Source organism: Streptomyces sp. CNB091 (assembly GCF_000377965.1).
The window spans coordinates 12,844-33,713 of sequence record NZ_KB899008.1; the positions used below are offsets into that span (position 1 = coordinate 12,844).

Annotated in this window: 14 protein-coding genes; 7 read left to right on the forward strand and 7 right to left on the reverse strand. The window is 69.8% G+C overall.

The window, feature by feature from the left end; translation table 11 throughout:
• Positions 1-164: 164 nt before the first annotated feature.
• Positions 165-4,133 carry a type VII secretion protein EccCa gene (gene eccCa, locus D581_RS0129000; protein ID WP_018960648.1) on the forward strand — a complete coding sequence of 1,323 codons (3,969 nt, stop codon included), beginning with the start codon at positions 165-167 and terminating at the stop codon, positions 4,131-4,133.
• A 226-nt stretch (positions 4,134-4,359) separates the two neighbouring features.
• Here the strand turns inward: eccCa and D581_RS0129005 are convergent, their stop codons facing one another.
• From D581_RS0129005 to eccB, 7 genes are all read right to left on the reverse strand, one after another.
• Positions 4,360-4,656, reverse strand: a complete 297-nt coding sequence (locus D581_RS0129005; RefSeq protein WP_018960649.1) for a WXG100 family type VII secretion target — start codon at positions 4,654-4,656, stop codon at positions 4,360-4,362.
• A gap of 36 nt (positions 4,657-4,692) precedes the next feature.
• The gene (locus D581_RS0129010; RefSeq protein WP_018960650.1) at positions 4,693-5,046 is read right to left on the reverse strand and encodes a WXG100 family type VII secretion target; all 354 of its coding nucleotides are present in this window, start codon (positions 5,044-5,046) and stop codon (positions 4,693-4,695) included.
• A gap of 73 nt (positions 5,047-5,119) precedes the next feature.
• Positions 5,120-6,367, reverse strand: a complete 1,248-nt coding sequence (locus tag D581_RS0129015; protein WP_026291004.1) for a S8 family serine peptidase — start codon at positions 6,365-6,367, stop codon at positions 5,120-5,122.
• A gap of 28 nt (positions 6,368-6,395) precedes the next feature.
• Entirely contained in the window at positions 6,396-8,051 is a 1,656-nt protein-coding gene (locus D581_RS1000000140180) for a hypothetical protein (protein WP_078625957.1), read from the reverse strand.
• A complete protein-coding gene (locus D581_RS0129020) occupies positions 8,048-8,530 on the reverse strand; it encodes a hypothetical protein (RefSeq protein ID WP_026291005.1) in 483 nt (160 codons plus the stop codon). Before D581_RS0129020 ends, D581_RS1000000140180 begins: the two co-directional genes overlap by 4 nt.
• Before the next feature lie 162 nt (positions 8,531-8,692).
• Positions 8,693-9,955 carry a type VII secretion-associated serine protease mycosin gene (gene mycP, locus D581_RS0129025; protein ID WP_018960653.1) on the reverse strand — a complete coding sequence of 421 codons (1,263 nt, stop codon included), beginning with the start codon at positions 9,953-9,955 and terminating at the stop codon, positions 8,693-8,695.
• Between the two features lie 13 nt (positions 9,956-9,968).
• Positions 9,969-11,495: a type VII secretion protein EccB gene (eccB, locus tag D581_RS0129030; RefSeq protein WP_026291007.1), complete on the reverse strand. Its 1,527-nt coding sequence runs from the start codon at positions 11,493-11,495 to the stop codon at positions 9,969-9,971.
• A gap of 183 nt (positions 11,496-11,678) precedes the next feature.
• Here eccB and eccE point away from each other — a divergent pair, with 183 nt between their 5' ends.
• The 6 genes from eccE (at position 11,679) to D581_RS0129060 (ending at position 20,869) form a co-directional block, all read left to right on the forward strand.
• Complete coding sequence (gene eccE / locus D581_RS0129035; protein ID WP_026291008.1) at positions 11,679-13,034, forward strand: type VII secretion protein EccE; 1,356 nt, start codon at positions 11,679-11,681, stop codon at positions 13,032-13,034.
• Positions 13,031-13,741 carry a hypothetical protein gene (locus tag D581_RS0129040; RefSeq protein ID WP_018960656.1) on the forward strand — a complete coding sequence of 237 codons (711 nt, stop codon included), beginning with the start codon at positions 13,031-13,033 and terminating at the stop codon, positions 13,739-13,741. The genes eccE and D581_RS0129040 overlap by 4 nt, the downstream gene beginning before the upstream one ends.
• Positions 13,742-13,827: 86 nt before the next feature.
• Positions 13,828-14,061: a DUF397 domain-containing protein gene (locus tag D581_RS0129045; protein WP_003965867.1), complete on the forward strand. Its 234-nt coding sequence runs from the start codon at positions 13,828-13,830 to the stop codon at positions 14,059-14,061.
• A 449-nt stretch (positions 14,062-14,510) separates the two neighbouring features.
• Positions 14,511-17,678, forward strand: coding sequence for an SCO5717 family growth-regulating ATPase (locus tag D581_RS0129050; protein ID WP_018960657.1), 3,168 nt, complete (start codon positions 14,511-14,513; stop codon positions 17,676-17,678).
• Between the two features lie 218 nt (positions 17,679-17,896).
• Positions 17,897-19,774 carry an ABC transporter substrate-binding protein gene (locus D581_RS0129055; RefSeq protein ID WP_026291009.1) on the forward strand — a complete coding sequence of 626 codons (1,878 nt, stop codon included), beginning with the start codon at positions 17,897-17,899 and terminating at the stop codon, positions 19,772-19,774.
• 3 nt (positions 19,775-19,777) lie between these two features.
• Complete coding sequence (locus D581_RS0129060) at positions 19,778-20,869, forward strand: ABC transporter permease (protein WP_018960659.1); 1,092 nt, start codon at positions 19,778-19,780, stop codon at positions 20,867-20,869.
• Position 20,870 lies beyond the last annotated feature (1 nt).

The window sequence follows — 20,870 nt, forward strand, 5'->3', positions numbered from 1 at the left end:
GAATGACCGTCTTCTCGGATCAGTTAGCGGATGCGTACATGCGTCGCGACACCCTACCGCCATGGGACCGCCGCTTCGCCAGTAGGATCCTTCCCGCGGATGGAGCCCGTCGCCACGGGGGCGCCGATAGGAACACTTCCGTCCGGCAAGGGAATTGGTGAGCTGTGAGCCAGATCGTCGTCAAGCGCCCGCCGCGGGCCCTGCCCACCGAAGTGCCGGTCGAGCAGGTGCAGTTGCAACCTCCGCCGGAACTCCCCCGGGGCCAGCAGGAGGGGGCGCTGATGCAGCTCCTGCCGATGCTGGGCATGGGTGGTTCCGTCGTCTTCTTCTTCATGACGCCGAACCCGATCATGCGCATCATGGGCATGATCATGATCGCCTCGACGCTGGCCATGGCCATCGCGATGCTCGTGCGGTACCGGCGCGGCACTCAGGGCGAGCTGGCGGACATGCGCCGCGACTACCTGAAGTACCTGACGCAGACCCGGCGCACGGTGCTGAAGACGGCCCGCAAGCAGCGGGACGCGCAGTTCTACCTCCACCCCTCTCCCGAGCAGTTGTGGGCGCTCGTCGCCGAGGGCAGCCGGGTGTGGGAGCGGCGTGCCGGTGACGCGGACTTCGCGCAGGTGCGCATCGGGCTGGGCAGTCAGGAGCTGGCCACGCCGCTCATCGCGCCCGAGACGGCGCCCGTGGACGAACTGGAACCGCTGGCCGCCGGGGCCATGCAGCAGTTCCTGGCGACGCACTCCACGCTGGACGGTCTGCCCATGGCCGTCTCGCTGCGGGCGTTCTACCACCTCACGATCAGCGGCCACGCGGATTCCGCGCGCTCCGCCGCGCGGGCCGTGGTCGGCGGGCTGGCCTCTCTGCACTCCCCCCAGGACCTGGTGATCGCGGTCGCGACCGGCACGGAGGCCGCGCCGCAGTGGGAGTGGGCGAAGTGGCTCCCGCACGCCCAGACCTCCGGGCCCGTGGACGGAGCGGGGAGCCGGCGCCTCATCACCACCAACGCCCTGGCCCTGGAGGAGCTGCTGGCCGGACGCCTGGAGGGCAGGCCCCGCTTCCAGCCGGGCGGTCAGCCGCTCATGGAGCAGCCGCACGTCGTGGTGGTCCTGGACGGCGAGTCGGTGCCCCCCATGTCGGTGCTCGCCTCGGCGGAGGGCCTCCAGGGTGTGACGGTCATCGAAGTGGTGCCGGGTGAGGTCACCGGGTCCCGCGGGGGCCTCTCGATCGTGGTGCAGCCGAAGTCGTTGCAGCTGGAGTCGGGCCAGGGGCTCGTCTACGACGGGGTACCGGACCTGCTGAGCTACGAGGCCGCCGAGGCGCTCGCCCGCCAGCTGGCCCCGCTGCACATGGCCACCGGCGGGGACGACGACGAACCCCTGCTGGCCAACCTGGAGTTCACCGATCTGCTGAACCTGGGGGACGCCGCCTCGATCGAGGTCAGCCGGACCTGGCGGCCGCGGTCGCAGGCGGAGCGGCTGCGAGTGCCGATCGGGGTGGGCGAGGACGGCGCGCCTGTGATGCTGGACCTCAAGGAGGCGGCCCAGGAGGGTATGGGTCCGCACGGTCTGTGCGTCGGCGCCACCGGTTCCGGCAAGTCCGAGCTGCTGCGTACGCTGGTGCTCGGTCTCGCCGTCACCCACACCTCGGAGACGCTCAACTTCGTTCTCGCCGACTTCAAGGGCGGTGCGACCTTCGCCGGTATGGCGCAGATGCCTCACGTCGCGGCTGTGATCACCAACCTCGCGGACGACCTGACGCTGGTCGACCGTATGGGTGACTCCATCAGCGGTGAGCTCAACCGCCGGCAGGAGATGCTGCGCGACGCGGGCAACTACGCCAACATCCACGACTACGAGAAGGCGCGCGCGGCCGGTGCGCCCCTGCAGCCGATCCCCTCGCTCGTCCTGGTCATCGACGAGTTCAGTGAACTTCTCACCGCCAAACCCGACTTCATCGAGATGTTCGTCCAGATCGGCCGTATCGGCCGTTCGCTGGGTGTGCATCTGCTGCTGGCCTCGCAGCGTCTGGAGGAGGGGCGGCTGCGCGGTCTGGAGACGTATCTGTCGTACCGGGTGGGTCTGCGGACGTTCTCGGCGGCCGAGTCCCGGGCCGCGATCGGTGTGCCCGACGCGTACCACCTGCCCAACGTGCCCGGTTCCGGGCTGCTCAAGTTCGGTACGGAGGAGATGGTGCGGTTCAAGGCCGCGTACGTCTCCGGGGTGTACCGCTCGGGCGCGCACCGGGCCGTCGCGCCGGGTGCGCCGCTCCCGGTGGACCGCAGGCCGGTTCCGTTCACGGCCGCTCCGGTTCCGGTGCGGTACGTCCAGCCGGCGGCGCAGCCCGGAGGCGTACCGGATCAACGTGCGACGCAGGACGACGCGCTGGCGGACACGGTGCTCGATGTGATCGTGCGCCGTCTGGAGGGCCGCGGGGCCTCCGCCCACCAGGTGTGGCTGCCGCCACTGGACAATCCGCCGTCGCTGGACGAACTGCTTCCGGGGCTCTCCCCGGTGCAGGGACGGGGGCTGACGCAGCCCGGCTTCGAGGGAGCCGGCCGGCTGGTCGTGCCCCTTGGCGTCATCGACAAGCCGTTCGAGCAGCGGCGCGACACCCTCTACCGGGACTTCTCCGGCGCCGCCGGCCACATGCAGATCACCGGAGGGCCGCAGTCGGGGAAGTCGACGCTGCTGCGGACGCTCATCGCCGGCTTCGCGCTCACCCACACACCGGAGGAGGTCCAGTTCTACGGCCTCGACTTCGGTGGTGGCGGTATGTCCTCGATCGCGGGTCTGCCGCACGTCGGCGGCGTCGCGTCCCGCCTCGACCCCGAGCGGGTACGCCGTACGGTCGCCGAGGTGTACGGCATCATGGCGCGGCGCGAGGAGTACTTCCGCAGTGCCGGGATCGACTCCATCGCCACGTTCCGCAGGCTGCGGGCGCGCGGTGACATCTCGGTGACGGACCAGCCGTGGGGTGACGTGTTCCTGGTCATCGACGGGTGGGGCAGCTTCCGGACGGACTACGAGGGGCTGGAGACGGCGGCCACGGACATCGCGGCCCGCGGGCTGGGTTACGGCATCCACCTGATCGTCACGGCGTCGCGTTCCATGGAGGTGCGGGCCAGTCTGAAGGACCACCTGATGAACCGCCTGGAGCTGCGGCTCGGCGACGTGATGGACTCCGAACTGGACCGCAAGGTGGCGGCCAACGTGCCCGCCGGGGTGCCGGGCCGCGGTCTGACCCCGGAGAAGCTGCACTTCATGGCGGCGGTGCCGCGGATCGACAGCATCAACTCCGACAGCGACCTCTCGGAGGCCACCGCGGCGATGAACCAGGAGGTCGCCCGGCACTGGACGGCCGCGCCCGCCCCGGGGGTGCGTCTGCTGCCGCGCGAGCTGCCGGCGAGCCAGCTCCCGGCCGGCTACGCGGTACCGGAGCGGGGCGTCGCTTTCGGTATCGACGAGAACAATCTGGAGCCGGTGTTCCTGAACTTCGAGCAGGACCCGTTCTTCCTGGCGTTCGGCGAGAGCGAGTCCGGGAAGTCCAACCTGCTGCGGCTGCTGATCAAGCAGCTGACCGAGCGGTACGACGGCGATTCCTGCAAGCTCTTCGTCATCGACAACCGGCGTTCGCTGCTCGATGTGACCCCGCGGTCGCACCTGGCGGAGTACATCCCGATGTCCAACAACATGGAACATCACATGGCGGCGCTGCACGACCTGATGAAGCGCCGCACACCGTCCGCCGACGTCACGGCGCAGGAGTTGCGCGACCAGAGCTGGTGGCAGGGCCCCACGGTGTACGTCGTCATCGACGACTTCGACCTGGTCTCCACGTCGAGCGGCAACCCGCTGTCGGCGATCACGGAGCTGCTGCCGTTCGCCCGTGACGTGGGCGTCCGCTTCATCATCGCCCGCAACACGGCGGGGGCGAGCCGGGCCCTGTACGAGCCCTTCCTCCAGCGCATGATCGAGCTGGGCGCACAGGGCGTGATGCTGTCGGGCGACCCGAACGAGGGCGACATCCTCGGCAACGTACGACCGCGCCCGATGCCTGCGGGCCGGGGCATCTTCGTCACCCGGCGCCGGGGGAACCCGTTGGTGCAGACGGGACTCGTGGAGGGGTAGCGGCGGGCCGCTGAGGCAGGGGCCCGGGGCGGAGCGGGGGCGGGAGGCACGGATGGATCGTGCGTCCCGCCCCCGCCTCCGATCCGACGCTCTTGAGCAGGCCCGGCTCGGCTTCGGGGTACAGCTCAGGGTGGACACCTCCCGCGCGTGTCCACCCTGATGTGATGTGCTGTGCTGCTGTGTAGTGCAGTTTCTGTGGTGCTTTTGGTGCTGTGGTCGAACTTCGTCAGAAGTTCGCTGCCGCCCGCTTGTCACCGCTGCGGTAGATGGGCGACGCCTCGCTGACCTTCCTGGCGATGTCATCGAGGTTGCCGCGGATGGCGTCGGCGTCCGTCCTCCACCTGTCCTGGGCGGCGGTGTAGGCGCGCTTCGCCTCTCCCTCCCACACTTCCGAGACCTTCGCGATCATGGACTGGATCTCCTTGAGGTCCATGTCGAGCTGCTTGGCCTGCTTCCGGATCTCACCGGCCGCGAGATCCAGGCTCGCGTAAGTGACGACCGTCGTACCGTCGTTGTTTCCCATGCGGTCCTCCGCTGCTTTCGAGTTACGGGATAAGGGTCAGAAGCTGTTCAGGCTGGACGACTGTTCCTTGGCGCTGGTGTTGTGGCCCTCGACGACGTCCACACCCGCGAGGGCCTGGCGGATCTCGTCCTCGTTGTCGCCCGAGATGGTACGGGCGGCCTTGATGGACTCCTGGAAGCGGACGAGCTGCTTGGCCAGGCTGACCATGCGGTTGTTGATCTCGGTCTGCTTCTGGTTGAAGTGGTTGGCTCCGATGCCCTTCCACTTGCCTTCGAGGTTGTCGATCGTCGCCTGGAGCTGCCGGAGCTGCCCCTTCACCGAGTCGAACTTGATGCTGAGGTCACCCTCCAGCTTCAGGAGCGCGGCATCTGAGACCTTCTGATCTGCCATGGTTCTCTCTTCCCTTTCGGTTGGTTCTGCAAGGCCGGCACGGGTCGCCGGCCGGTACATGCGGAACGTGCGGTCAAGCGGCCCTACGCCTGCGGACCACGGCGTAGGCCACTCCTCCGAGCACGACCACAGCTGCGGCCACTCCGAGGATCAGGCCCAACTGGCTTTCGTCCCCGGAGGACTTGGCTTCTTCTGCCGCCACGGGCTTGTCGGCCTCCGCGCCGTTCTTGGCGGGCTGCGGCGAGGCGGAGGTCGAGGCGTCGGGCTTCTTGGACGGGTCGGCGGGGCCGGTCGTCCTCTCCTTGGTGAGCGGGCTGATGTCCGGGTCGCCGGGGTCGCCCTTGCCCTTGAGGACGTTCATCGAAGGGCGGATCAGACCGTGACCGAGGTACTTGCTGGTCTCGCCCTTCTTCCAGTCACGGCCAGCCGTGTCGAAGAGGACGTTGAGCACCTGGTTGGCGGTCCAGTCGGGGTGGAGGGACCAGACGAGGGCGGCGGAGGCGGAGGCGATGGCGGTGGCGGCGCTGGTGCCGCCGTCGCCGTCGCAGTAGCTCTTGAAGGAGTTGTCGCACCAGTACGGGACGTCGCTCCCGGGGGACGCTACATCCACCGTGCCCGCGTGCTGCGAATAGAAGGAGACCTTCCCCTTGCGGTCTGCTGAAGCGATACCCACTACCTCAGGGAAAGCGGCTGGATACCCCTGCTTGTTCTTCTTGTGCCCTTCATTCCCTACGGCCGCAAAGAGCAGCTTGCCTTTACTTTCTGCGTACTTGATCGCTTCATGTTCCTGAGGCGAGAAGTAAAAGCCACCGAAGGACATGCTGATGATCCGTGCATCACCGTCGGCCGCAGCACGGATGGCGTTCGCCGTGTCCTGGATCGTGATGGAAGGCTTCTTCTTCTCGAACTCGCCCAGGGCAACGCGCAGAGGAATGATCTTGGCTCCCGGGGCGAGTCCCTTCAGACCGCCTCCCTTGCCTGTCCCGGCGATCAACTCAGCCATCGTCGTACCATGACCGTCATAGTCGTCGGTTTCGTCGCCTGGCGCCTCGGTTGCGTCGACTCCCTTGAGCACTTGTCCCTGCAGCGACGGCGTGGACGAATTCACACCCGAGTCAATGACAGCGACTTTGACGCCTTCGCCCGTTGTGACCTTCCACATGTCCTCAGCCTGCATCGCGCTGAGATACCACTGCTTCGACTGCGTGTCGGCTGCGGCGGGCTGCGCCGCGCCGACGAACAACACACTCCACGAAGCGGCCACAGCCAACGCGCCGAGCCCACGTACGCGCCTCTGAGCTCGGCTCATTCCTGCTGTCATCCCGGCTTCCGTACCTTCCATGGGGCTGCTACTCGACCACCGGCGGCACGGCTCCGCGCCGACCGGCATTCCACGTCTCTTCGTCTTCCGTCAGGTAGTCGGGACGGGTCGAACCGTTGCCGTCCTCTTCCTCCCGGCCGGAATTCCGCCGGCCAGCAGGACCACGGACGAGCCCTGCCCCACCGGCCGTGAAGCCCTTGGCATTCGAGCTGGCTCCCCCAACCTTGCGGGGAGCACCCATGACTCCGTTGGCTCCCGAAGCCTGAGCGGGCCGTCCGCCGGGCCGGGATGCGGCAGCCGCTGCTCCACGTCCTCCGATCACGCCCCGCTGACCGGCAGCTCCGATCCTTCCCTGGGGCGCATTCTGAGGGGTTCCGCCGACGATGCCGGTTCTCCCTCCCCCACGAGGACCTCCGACTGTGGACGTTCCTCCTTGGCCGGTAACCGGTCGTCCACCGGTCGGAGTGGAACTGCCAGTGATCGGCGCCTGCGGCCCGACCGGTGGACGGGTGGACGTCCCTCCACCTCCCATGGGGCTGGGACGGCCGACCGGGGGCCCACCCGGGCCCTTGGCCACGGGCCCTCCCCCGGTGGGCTGCGCCTTACCCAAGCTCGGGCCTGCCGGGTTCACCGTCCGTTGCGTTGCAGGCCCTGTCGTACGCGGCGGGTTCCCCTGCGTGGTGGTCATGAAGGGCGGCGGAACGAGCGAGGGCTGCGGAACAGTGGGCCCCGTCGTGGGCGTGGGCGACGGGAGCGGAGGCGTGCCGGTAATCGTCGTCGGAGCAGGCGGCGTTTTGACGCTATTGATCTCCGTAGCTGTGCTCCCGTCCGGCAAGGGTGCCGAGCCGAGAACCTGAGCTGGTGGCCTACTGGTTGTGGCTACCGGAGCGGGGTCCCCCGCCGTAGAGCGTCCTGAAGAGTCTGGCACTGGACTGTTGCCGAGACTCTCGGAGCGCTCGCCGGAAGTACCGGAGGTCGGGGTGCCCCAACGATCCCTCGGCGGAGGCATATAGATACCCAGCGGTTTATCGAACCGCGGCGGCTCCTGCCCCGCCAGCACTTCCTCGGAGACCGAGTAGTACGACGCCAACCGGTTGATCTGGTTGATCGCCTCCTGGCGGTTCTTCTCCACCTCAAGCGCAGCCGCGTACTGCGGGTTCGTCTCGGTCCGGGCCGGGAACAGGATGTCCTTCACGTCTGTCTGGATCATCCGACTGTCACGCGGCGGCATAGCGCTCTTCACTGACGCCAGGCCGGTGCCCGCAACCGTGATCTGGGTGCCGGCCGCGTCCGCGAAGTCGCCCAGCTTCTCGGCGTGGGCGACCAGGCCCGTGCCGAAGGCTCGGAAGGCCGTGCCCGACTCGCCTTCCCAGTCGACTCCCTTGAGGTGGTCCTTCAGCTCCTTCGCCGCGCGCCGGATGGCGTCCCTGGCCTTCCAGAGGGCTTCGCCGGCGCTCTCCAGGTGTTCCGGGTTGGAGTTCTCCACCATGTCGATGAGCGCGTTGAGCTGGTGTCCCTCGAAAGAGGTACGGCCCCCGGTGCGGGGGTTACCGAAGCCGAAGGATTCCATGACCCGGCCGACCGTCTCGGTCATGTCCGTGACGACGATCTGGGTCTGGACCCGTCCCTCGTCCTGCTCCGACTGCTCGGCGGGGGTCAGGTTCGGCTGCTTCTCGTCGCTCATTCCGCTGCCCACCCGGCGTCCGACTGCTGGTCGTTGTTGGTCTGTTCAGGCTTCGCCTGCTCGGCCTTCGCGTGCTTCTCGCGTTCCTGTTCCATGCGCGTCTGGATCTCGTAGAACCGCCGCCTGATGTCGTCCTCGACGTTGTCGAAGCCGACGGCTGCCGCGTGCACGCCCAGGCTCAGGTACTCGATCTGGTCGCCGAGCGACTTGGAGAGCGAGACGAGGGAGGAGTGGACCCGGTTGTACTGGGTGTAGAGGCCGTCCGCCTCGGCGAAGCGTGCGTTCGGGCCGCTCAGTGAGGCCCGCGAGACCTTCTGGTCGGCGACCTTCGTCTTGCTGGCCGCCGAGCCCTCGAAGTCCGCCAGCAGGGCGTCTACACGACTCTTGAACTTCTCCAGCGCACCCACTCCGCGCCTGAGGTCACCCGTACCGCCACCGCCACCTGGATCGGTCACAATGCCGTCCTCCCCGTTCCGCATCCCCGTTTGCTCGGATCGTCCCGCGTTGCTATCGCACTGACGCGGTCCGATCCGATCTCATCCCGACAACTCTAGTCACTGCGTACGACAGCGCCAATCGACTTGCGAGTCACGTGACTTGTCTCATGACCGACTCTTCGCTCTTGGTCACCGTTCCCGTCGTCATGCCTCCCCCGCCAGGCGCCCCGCGCGTCTCCGGTTGTCCCGTACCGCCACAGCCGTACCCGCGATGGCCGCCACCAGGACGCCGCCGCCGACCATGACATACGTCGCCAGGCGCGCGTTCCGCTCGTCGGCCGATTCGCCCAGGTGGAGTTCGGCGGGAGTGGGGGCTTTGCCCTTGCTCATCCCTTCGCTCGCGACCGGGCGGTCGATCGGCTTGTCGTCCTCGGTGAGGGCGCGAACCGGGTCGACCACGCCCCAGCCGACCAGGATGTCGTGGCCCGCGACCGAGCGTTCCGCCGTCTGCTGCATCTGCGCGACGATCTGCTCCTGCGTCCAGTCGGGGTGCTTCGCCTTGATCAGGGCGGCGACTCCCGCGACGTACGGGGCGGAGAAACTGGTTCCGTTGTCGGCGCAGTGTCCGCCTCCGGGAACCGTGGAGACCATGTCCACCCCGGGGGCGGCGATGCCGACGAAGTCGCCGGACTGGGAGAAGGCCGCCCTTTCGTTGTTCCGGTCCGAGGAGGCGACGGCGAGCACGCCCTTGAAGGACGCCGGGTAGGTCTCCTTGACGTTGCCGCCGAGGCCGTCGTTGCCGGCCGAGGCGACGACCACGACGTCCCGGGCGAGAGCGTTGTCCACGGCCTGCCGCAGTTCCGCGGACGGCTTCACGGCGTCGGCGGTGTCCTGCGAGATGTTGATGATGTCCGCGTCCGCGTCGTTGACCGCGTACTGGATCGCTCGGGCGAGGCTGTCGGCCGTTCCGTGGCCCTCGGCGTCGTTCTGCTGGATCGGGATGATCGTCGCGTCGGGGGCCAGACCGCTGAAGCCCGTGCCCTTCATCTCGCGCGCGGCGATGATGCCGGCGACCTTGGTGCCGTGGCCCACGGTGTCCGTGGTGCCGTTCTCCTTGCCGCGTTCGATCTTCGTTCCGTCGTCGTTCTTGAGGTTCTTCGGCAGGAAGTTGCGGCCCGCCCCGGTGTCCACGGCCGGCTTGAGCTGTTTGTTCCTGACGTCGACTCCGGTGTCGATGACCGCTACGCGTACGCCCTTGCCGGTGGACTGCTTCCACACCTCGTCCAACAGGACACGCTGCAACGCCCAAGGCCGGCCCGGGTAGTTCTTCGAGGGGAACGTGCACTGGGTCGAGTCGTCCGCGGCCGCCGGTAGCGCCGGCAGGGTGACGACGAGGACGGCCGCCGCCGCCGTGGCGATGAGCAGGCGGCGGGCCGGCCCGTGGAGGTCGTGGTCGTGGATCGCCATGTCTGTGCCCCGCTCACGAACCCTGCGGCTGGCTGGCCGCGCCGGTGGAGAGCCGGGGGCCGGTCGGCAGAAGGGCGGACCAGACCGCCGGTACGGGGTTGGGGTCGACGCCCTTGTAGCCCAGCCGGTTCTGCGCCTGCTGCGCCTCCTCCTGCTGGGACTCCCGCTCCTTCTTCGAGCCGGATTCGCCGATGCCGGAGTCGCCCTGGCCGCTGTCGCTGTTGGACTGCATCGCGTAGCGCAGGCCGGTGTCGGTGACCAGGAACAGGAAGCCGGCGCTGGTCGAGGAGCCCTTGAACTGGCGGAAGAACTCGCCCGATCCCGGCGTGACGTAGGCGCTGCTGGAGCCGGTGGGGAGCGTCGCGGGGAAGCTCGTACCCACCCAGGTGCTCAGCGTGGTGGCGCCGCTGTCCGCGTCGACGCCGCGCAGTACGTTGCACACGGTGTTCCGGCTGCCCTTCTTGACGTCAGGGGAGTTGACGGGCTCGGGCTTGCTGACCGGCCAGTCCCTCTTCTGGTTGAAGGGGGCGCCCGGCTCGAGTTCGGCGGCGCTGACCGGTTGGGCGTTGCCCGCCTGCTTGAGGTCCACCAGCTGCCGGCTGCTGAGCAGGAGCTTGGCGGTGAAGTCCGAGACGGGGGCGACCCTGCCCGGCAGGACGACGTAACTCTGGGTCTTGGTTCCCGCTGTGGCGGTCAGGACCATGCCGACCCGGTTCGTCCGGTCGTCGAGCGTGCCGGGGGCGCCCGCGGGGGACCCGGGGGTGCCGTCCACGGTCGGGAAGGTGATCGGGTCCCCGGTGTGGAGCGTGGCGAGCCAGGCGGCCGAGACCCGCTGGGGCTTGGGGTTCTGGTCGACCAGGGTGCGCAGGAGCAGTTCGTCCTTCTGGACGGGGTAGGCCTTGCCTGCGGCGTCCACGATGTAGCGGGTCCGGTCCGGTCCCTCGACGTACATCAGCTGACCGCCCCGCAGGGCGTTCTTGCCCCCGGTCTTCTTCTCCTCGCGCTCGGCGAAGATGAAGGTCGCCTTCTGGATGGCCCTGCCGCCCTCGCCGGGCCGTTCGCAGACCGCCCAGCGCTTGGCCGCGCCCGCTTCCTTGGCGTCGGGCAGCCGGTCGGGGGCGTACGGGATGCCGAGCGTCGCACCGTGCGGAATCTTGCCGCTGTCCAGGACCGACTCGTTGACGTTGACGACGGTGCCCTTGTCCGGGGCGAGCAGGAGCTTGGCGGAGGCCATGTTCAGGACGGGGTGCAACTGCTTCTTGCCGTCGGTCTCCAGCACCACGTACCGGGTAGTCGACTTGCTGGCGATGATGACGTGTTCCTTGGCGACGTTCCACTTCTGGGGGGCCACCGGCTTGAACATGCCCCAGGCGCCGAAAACGGCGAGAACGACCACGGCGACGATGGCCCCGGGAAGTACCGCGCGCAGCGGTTTGGGGGCGCCTTCCTCGGAACCGGTGGGGTTGGGTTGCAGGAACTGTGCGATCAACCTCCGCTTCGCAAAGGTATAGGCGTTGAGCTCATCCCGCCGTGATGCCATGTGTCCGCTGACCCTTCTCCCCAGTGATCGAACAGGGTCCCACACGCACCGTCGGCCCCCGCTGCCGTACCGCGCCCCTACTATGCCTGCTGGGGTTCCGCTCCCTGTGCTCAGGTAGGGTGACGAGCCGATCAACACCCGTGTAAAAAGCGGTGAATACGGACACGAGGGGGCAACGCGGCGATGGGTGCAGCTACGCGCGAGCGTACCGGGCGGGCCGGCCGTCGAACCTCCGGGACTTCCCGGAGGCAACGTAGCAACGAGTCGCCCGCGACGCCTCCCGCCCAGCCCTCGGGCACCCCCGGTCCGAACGCCCCCGCCGCGACGACACTGCGTTCGATCTCGCGGACCGACCGGGTGCGCCCCGTGCTGCGGCAGCTGGTCATCGTCGAGGTGGGCCTCGTGATCGCCGCCGTGGGCGCGGCTCTCGGTGGCGCCTGGCTGATCCCGTCGCTCGTGGTGCTCTGTCTGCTGGTCGCTCTCGCGGTGGTACGCCGGCGGGGCCGCGCGCTCCAGGACTGGGTGTCGAGCGCGCTGGGGCTCCGGGCCCGCCGCCGGTCCGCGGCCACGCCGCCCTCGGACGCGGAGCCGATGCTGGCGCCGGTCGCCGAGAACGTGCCCGGCTTCGGCCCGCAGGTGTATGTGGACCGGGCTCACCGGACGGTCGGCATGCTCGGCGACGGCACGTTCCTGACGGCCGTGGTGCGGGTGGAGGCGAGCGGCGAGTCGCTGAGGCCCGCGTTCGGCGCCCGGTCGCTCCCGCTGTCGCTGCTGGGCGACGCCCTCCAGGTCGACGACATCGTGCTGGAGTCGGCGCAGTTGGTGCAGCAGGTGCGGTGCGCGCCGGCCCCTCATCTGCCGCAGCAGTCGGTGGCCCGGCTCAGTTACGCTCCGTTGCAGGACCAGACCGGTGCGCCCGCCCTGCGGATGACGTGGGTGGCGGTGAAGCTGGATCCCGAGCTGTGCCGTGAGGCCATCGAGGCGCGCGGCGGCGGGCTGGAGGGTGCGCAGCGCTGCCTGGTGCGGGTCGCGGACCATGTGGCGAGCCGGGTCACGGGCGCCGGTTTCCAGGCGGCTGTGCTCGACCAGGACGAGCTGAACTCCGCCGTGGCGACCTCCGCGTGCGCCAATCCCATCCTGTCGGGGCGGGCGGGCCGGCCGGACGCCGCTCCGCAGCGGCGCACGATGGAGACGTCCCGGGTCTGGCGGTGCGACGACCGCTGGCACACCACGTACGCGGTGGACCGCTGGCCCGAGTTGGGCCGGGGCGCGACGCCGCTGCCGCAGTTGGTCGCGCTGCTGACCTCGGTTCCGGCCTACGCGACGACGTTCAGCCTCACCGTGCGCCGCGGGGTACGCCAGGGCTCGACGAGCGTGGCCGGGCATGTGCGGGTCACCGGCGGTTCGGACACCGAACTGATCGGTGTGAGAAGGACGTTGGAGCAGGCGGCCCGGCACGCCAAGGTGGGGCTGGCACGACTGGACCGCGAGCAGTTGCCGGGCGTCCTGGCCACGCTCCCGCTGGGAGGCGCACAGTGAGCAACCGGACCGATCCCCGGCGCGGGCTGCGCGGCCCCCGTCATGCGGGTCACACCGTGGCCGCGGACCATCTGGGGGCGTTGTCCCTGCCGGTCGGCGACGACGGCGTGATCATCGGCAACGACGCGAACAACAAGCCGCAGCTGATCGGCTTCCACCGCCCGGTGCCGTACGACGTCACGCTGATCGGCGGGCTGTGGACGGCACAGGTCCTGGCGTTGCGGGCGGCGGGCACCGGCGCCCGGGTGGCGGTCGAGACCGGTCGCGTCCAGGCCTGGACCACGCTCGCCCAGGCGGCGGGCGCCGGGCTTGAGTGTGTCTCCCTGTACGACGTGGGCCGTGTTCCGCCGACGGGAGCGACCGTGGGCAGCCCCGTGGTCGTCGTGCGGGACTGTGGCATGCGACCGCCGCGCGGCCGGGTGGTGTCCTCGCCGTGGCAGTCCGTGCTGACGCTGCTTCCTTATCTGAGCCCTGTCGCACCGCGTTTGATGCGGTCGTCCGCGCTGGTGGGCATCCAGCGGGTGTCGCCCGGCGAGGCCGAGCAGATCGGCCGGATCCTGGGGCTGGCGCGCGCCGAGTACGAGGCGCTGCCCACCCTGGCGGACGGTGTCACCCTCTGGGTGGCGGGGGGCGAACACCATTGGGTGATGACGAACGCGACGGACGCCGAGACCGGACTGCTGGGCACAGCTCGCCGGATGGACTGATTCCTGCACCGTTCTGCCCACGAACACCCCTCCCTCCGGGGAACATGGACCACGCACCGAATCCGTTCGATCGAAGGGACGCCGTCATGGGCACCCAGCAGGAAAAGGACGAGCTCTACGCTCTCGACATCTCGGATGTGACGTGGCTCAGCGCGCCCGGCACCGAGGAGGCGGAGGAGCGGGTCGAGATCGCTCATCTGCCGGGCGGCGCCGTCGCCATGCGCTCCTCGCTGGACCCGGACACCGTCCTGCGGTACACGGAGGCGGAGTGGACGGCGTTCGTCCTGGGCGCTCGCGACGGTGAGTTCGACCTCACATAGGTCGTCCCCTCACACCAGTCCCATCGGGTAGGTCCTCTTGCACGGGTCCGGCGTCACGCGGGTCCGGCGTCGCACGGGTCCGGCGTCACGCGGACCGGTCTCGCGGACCGGTCTCGCGGAGGCGCTGAGCGCCGCGAAGAGCGGCCGCGGGAGTGAGCTTTCCCGTTTCACCCTGTACGCGTATGGCACGGATTGACCGTCTCGTTGTGCCCTTTCCTTCGCACGTCGTTCACCGGGGTGTGACACCTGGCCCGTGGGGCGGGGTTTGCCGTGCCCCACGCCCTGCCTGAGTTCACCGGATGGCGATTAGGGTGGGTGGGGCGCGGCAGAAGAAACCTGCGAGCAGGTGATGCGCGTCGCAAGGGGGAGAGCCGGGCGTACCGGCACATCGGGAACGGTCGCCCCCACCCACCACGGCACAAGGGTGCTCGACCACACCAGGAGGCAAAGTGAACGGCGATCGGGACGAGATCCGCGGCGGATGGGACATGCCCGTCGACGAGTCGTCCGACGCGGATCCCGCCGAGATGACGGGTGAGTTCACCATCGACTACACCCCTCCCGCCTGGTACACGCAGAACGCGGCGGGGGACTCGTCGGGAGGAGCGGGCTCACACCTGGCGCCGCCTCCGCCGCCGGTCGGGGCGCCCCTGCCCTCGCCCGACCTGTCGACGACGCCGGGTGGCTTCGACCCCAACTGGGCGCCCGCCCCTCCGGTGCCCGCCGAGCCGGCCGTCCCCGCGGCTCCGGAGGCCCCGGTCTCCCCCGCCGTGCCGCAGACGCCGTACGCTCCCGCTCCGCACACGCAGGCCCCGCACACTCGTGCTCCGGACGCTCCCGCTCCGCACACGCAGGCGCAGGACGCTCCGGCTGCTGCTCCTGCGGCCGCCGGCGGCGATGCCGGTCCGTTCGGCGGCGGCGATGTGGAGAGCGGCTCGACGATGCGGTTCTCGCCCGCCGCGCTCAAGCGGGAGATCGCGGAGCGCGACGCGGAAGCCGCGGCCGGATCCGCCGGAGGGACGGGTTCCGGGGCGGCCGGGGACGGCCTGTCCGGTGCCGGATCGACGACGGGCGACGGGAAGCCCGACGCTTTCACCTCCGGTTCGGGCTCCGAGGACACTTCCCCGTCCGTTACATCCTCTACGCCCTCTACATCCCCTACGTCCTCCGAGTCGGCCGCCTCCGCCCCTCCTTCGTCCGCCGACACGGACTCCGAGGCCGCCTCCCGTACGGACGCGGGCTCCACTGATTCCGAGGGCGGCGGCACGGCCGGAGCGAGCACCGACGAGGCCCCGGGCCCCGAGGGCGTACCCGCCCCTGACGCCGTTACGAACGCCGGCGCGGACGCGCAGGACGTCGTTTCGCAGCACGCGGGTCCCCAGGACGCCGCGCCCCAGGACGTACCGCCTCCCGCCCCAGACGCCCCGCAGGCCGCCGCCGCACCGGTGCCGTGGTCGCCGCCCGCCCAGGGAGGCGCGCTGCCGCCGCTGCCGCCCACCTTCCAGCCGGCCGCTCCGGCGCCCTCGGCGCCGCAGCCCGCGGCGCAGTGGCCCGGTTCCGCCCCGGCGAACGAGGCGCCCGGCGGTTACGGCTTCCCGCAGACGGGACAGCCGCCGCAAGCACCTCAGGCTCCCCAGGCCCAGCAGCCGCACCAGCGACAGCCGTTCCCCGGTCAGCACGGCCAGCACGGCCCCGGCGCACCGCTGCCGCCTCAGGCGCACCCGCAGGCGCCCCAGGGCGCGGGCGGGTACGGCTTCCCGCCGCAGGGCGGCTACGGCTTCCCGCAGCCCGGCCACCCGGGTCAGCCGGGTCAGGCGCCCAACGCGCCGCAGCCGCACGCGCCCTTCCCCGCCCAGGGCACCCCCAACCTCCCCGCCCCGCAGCAGCCGGAGGCATACGGACAGCAGCCCCAGGCCGCCCAGCCCCAGCCGCCTCAGCAGCCGCACCAGCCGCACCAGCCGCCGGTCGACCCGCGTACGGGCGGAGCCTGGCCCACCCCGGTCGCGCACGACCAGCGCGAGCGGTCGGTGCCCGGCGCCCCGCTCGGGTACACGGCGGCCGTCGAACTCTCCTCCGACCGGCTGGTGCGGGGCAAGCAGAAGGCCAAGAGCAGCCGTAACCCCTCCGCGGCCTCCCGGTTCAAGCTGGGCGGCAAGAAGGAAGAGGCCGAGCGGCTGCGCAAGCTGGAGCTGATCCGCACACCGGTGCTGTCCTGCTACCGGATCGCCGTCATCAGCCTCAAGGGCGGTGTCGGCAAGACCACCACGACGACCGCGCTGGGTTCGACGCTGGCCACCGAGCGGCAGGACAAGATCCTCGCCATCGACGCCAACCCGGACGCCGGCACGCTGGGCCGACGGGTGCGCCGCGAGACCGGGGCCACCATCCGCGACCTGGTCCAGGCGATCCCGTACCTCAACTCGTACATGGACATCCGACGGTTCACCTCGCAGGCGCCCTCCGGCCTGGAGATCATCGCCAACGACGTGGACCCCGCGGTCTCCACGACCTTCAACGACGAGGACTACCGGCGCGCGATCGAGGTGCTCGGCAAGCAGTACCCGATCATCCTCACCGACTCGGGCACCGGACTGCTCTACAGCGCGATGCGCGGGGTGCTCGACCTCGCGGACCAGCTGATCATCATCTCGACGCCCTCGGTCGACGGCGCGTCCAGCGCGTCGACGACGCTGGACTGGCTCTCGGCGCACGGCTACGCCGACCTGGTGCAGCGTTCGCTGACCGTCATCTCCGGCGTCCGCGAGACCGGCAAGATGATCAAGGTGGACGACATCGTCCAGCACTTCGAGACGCGCTGCCGCGGAGTCGTCGTCGTGCCGTTCGACGAACACCTGGCGGCGGGCGCCGAGGTCGACCTCGACATGATGCGGCCCAAGACCCGTGAGGCGTACTTCCACCTCTCGGCGCTGGTGGCCGAGGACTTCGCGCGCGCCCAGCAGCAGCAGGGGCTGTGGACGGGGGACGGCCAGAACCCGCCGCCGCAGTTCGCCCCGCCGATGCCCGGCCAGCAGGGCTACCCGGCGCCGGGACAGCCCATGCCGGGACAGCAGGGCGCCCCCGGTCAGCACGCTCCCGGTCAGCAGGTCCCCGGTCAGCAGTTCCCCGGTCAGCAGATCCCTGGCCAGCAGCCGTACGCACCGCAGCAGCCCGGCCCCGGCCAGCCTTACCCGCAACAGCAGCCGCAGCAGCACCCCGCGCACCCCCTGCCGGGACACCCGGGACACCCGGGGCAGCCAGGACAGCCGGGCCGGCAAGGGCAGCAGGCCGGACAGGCGCAGCCGGGGCACCAGCAGCCGTACGCCCAGCAGCAGCCCTACGGTGGACAGCCGCCGTACGGGGGATATCAGGCGGCCGGTCAGCCCGGTGGCCCCTACGCCCAGCAGGGGGCGGCGGGGGGACCGCAGAACGGATGGGGTCAGGCCCCTCCCCCGCAGGCCGGGCCGGGTGCGCCCGGGGCCGGTGCGCCGCAGCAGCCGCAGCCGGAGCAGCCGGGTGAGCACGCCAACCCGGCAGGCCAGCCCGAGTTGCAGGGTCCGGTGCCTCCCGCCGGCTGGCAGCAGACGCCTCCGCAACCACCGCCGGCGCCGCAGCAGTAGGGCCGAAGTGGTTGAGACCAATGAGGGCCAGAGAAGGGCCGACGAAGGGCCCGTACCGCTCGCGCGGTGCGGGTCCTTCCGCTATTCCCGCAGCCCACACGCTGTTTGACTGACCGTTGACGAGCCTCGACCACCGCTGATAAACCTTCGCTTCACCAACTGGCGAACCAGAGATCTACCCGCCTTCTTCAGCGAGTGATGACGCGAGGTCCCCGTCCATGGTCACTAGAGTTCCCCACCACTCCACCCGGCCACGCCGACGCCTGCGCCTCCTGCTGGCCTCCGGCGTGGCCGCCCTGGCACTCACCGCCGGATCCGTCGTACCCGGAAACCTGCTCGCGCCCGCCCCCTCCGAGGCGCGCGCGGACGACGGGAAGACGACGCTCACGGTCGCCGTCGCGCAGAGCGTCGACTCGCTCAGCCCGTTCCTGGCGCAGCGGCTGCTCAGCACGAGCGTCCTGCGGCTGATGTACGACTTCCTCACCAACTACGACCCCAAGGACAACAAGGCGATCCCGGGCCTCGCCACCGCGTGGGAGCCCTCCGCGGACAAGCTGACGTGGACGTACACGATCCGCTCGGACTCGAAGTGGTCCGACGGGCAGCAGGCCACCGCCGAGGACGCGGCCTGGACGTTCAACAAGATGATGACGGACGAGGCCGCCGCGACCTCCAACGGCAGCTTCGTCGGCAACTTCGAGAAGGTGACCGCCCCCAGCAAGGACAAGCTGGTCATCAAGCTGAAGGAGCCGCAGGCCACGATGGCCGCGCTCGACGTTCCGATCGTCCCGAAGCACCTCTGGGAGAAGGTCGGCGACTTCTCGAAGTTCAACAACGACAAGGAGTTCCCCATCGTGGGGAACGGTCCCTTCATCGTGACGGACTACAAGGTCGACAGCTACGTGAAGCTGAAGGCCAACAAGGACTTCTGGCGCGGGTCCCCCAAGTTCGACGAACTGGTCTTCCGCTACTACAAGGACCAGGACGCGGCGGTGGCCGCCCTGCGCAAGGGCGAGGTGTCCTTCGTCGCCGGCAGCCCCAGCCTGACCCCGGCCCAGTCCGCCTCGCTGGAGAGCGCCCCGGACATCAAGGTGAACGACGCCCCGGGCCGCCGCTTCTTCGCGCTCGCCGTCAACCCCGGCGCCCGGACCAAGGACGGACAGAAGTTCGGCGACGGGCACCCGGCGCTGCTGGACCAGAAGGTGCGGCACGCGCTGTTCATGGCGGTCGACCGCAAGACCATCATCGACAAGGTCTTCCAGGGCCATGCCGTCGAGGGCGAGGGCTACATCCCGCCGCGCTTCGGCGACTACTTCTGGAAGCCGTCGGCGGACCAGAAGCTGGCCTACGACCCGGCGAAGGCCGCGGCCCTGCTGGACGAGGCCGGGTACAAGAAGAACGGCGCGGGCAAGCGCGTCGGCAAGGACGGCAAGCCGCTCGACTTCCGCATCCTCTGCCACGCCACCGACCCCAACGACAAGGCGATCGGCAAGTACCTCCAGGAGTGGTGGGGCGAGCAGGGCATCGGACTGAAGGTCGACTGCCTCGACAACGTTTCCGACCCCTGGTACGCCGGTGAGTACGACCTCGCCTTCGACGGCTGGTCCGTCAACCCCGACCCCGACTTCGTCCTGTCGATCCACACCTGCGACGCCCTGCCGACGAGGGCGAAGGAGACGGCCTCGACCGACAACTTCATCTGCGACAAGCAGTACGACGAGCTCTACAAGAAGCAACTGGCCGAGTACGACCCCGCCAAGCGGGCGGATCTGGTCAAGCAACTGGAGTCGCGGCTGTACGACACCGGGTACATGAACGTCATGGCGTACCCGAATGCCGTCGAGGCCTACCGCACCGACCACATCGAGTCCATCACCACCATGCCGTCGGCCGCGGGCAACATCTACGGCCAGGACGGCTACTGGAGCTGGTGGTCGGCGGTCCCGGCCGCCGGGGCCTCCTCGTCCGGTTCCTCCGATTCCGGTGGCAGCTCCACCGGGGTGCTCATCGGGGTCGGGATCGCCGTCGTCGTCCTCGCCGGTGGCGGACTCCTGTTCGCCATGCGTCGCCGCTCCACCGCGGAAGACCGTGAATAGTCCATGAGCTCAGAAAGCACTCCCGCCCTGCTGAAGGGCGCGGCGGGCGTGGAGAGCACCGAATCCGGCGGCCCGGCTCCGGCCGGGCCGTCGGCCCGCTCCCCGCGCTCCCGCTCCACCGCCGCCTACGCCCGCTACGCGGCGGGCAAGCTCGCCGGGGCGGCCGTCTCCCTCTTCGCCGTCCTCGTCACCAGCTTCTTCCTCTTCCGGCTGATCCCCGGCGACCCGGTCAAGCAGATGACCGGCGGCCGTCAGGTGTCGACCGAGCAGATCGCGGCGATGCGCCGTGAGTTCGGCCTCGACCTGCCGCTGTGGGAGCAGTTCACGCAGTACTGCGGCAAGGCGCTGACCGGCGACTTCGGTACGTCGTACCAGTTCCGCGCCCCGGTCGTCGACAAGATCACCGAGGCGCTGCCCGCCACCCTGCTGCTGACCGGCACCGCCTTCGTGATCTACACGTTGCTCGGCATCTGGCTGGGCGCCCGCTCCGCGTGGCGCAACGGCTCTGCCGGGGACCGTGCCAACACCGCGTTCGCGCTGACGCTGTACTCGGTGCCCTCGTTCTGGCTCGGCCTGCTCCTCATCATCACCCTGTCGGTGGGCATCGGACCGATCCCCGGGCTCTTCCCGACCGGCGGCATGGAGTCCGGTGACACCGAGGGCTTCGACCGGGTGCTGGACATCGCCCACCACATGGTGCTGCCCGTCATCACGCTCGTCGCCGTGGAGTACGCGCGCACCCTGCTGGTGATGCGCTCCTCTCTGCTGGACGAGATGGGCAGCGACTATCTGACGACCGCCCGCGCCAAGGGGCTGCGCGACGACCTGGTCCGCCGGAAGCACGCCGTGCCGAACGCGATGCTGCCGACCGTGACGCTGCTCTTCGTGAACCTCGGCACGACGGTCGCCGGGGCGATCCTGGTGGAGACGGTGTTCTCCTGGCCGGGGCTCGGCGGCCTCTTCTACCAGGCGCTGAGCGTGCCCGACCTGCCGTTGGTGCAGGCGCTGTTCTTCGTGTTCGCCGCCGCGGTGATCCTGATGAACACGCTGGCCGATGTGATCTATCCGCTGCTCGATCCCCGGGTGGGCCGATGAC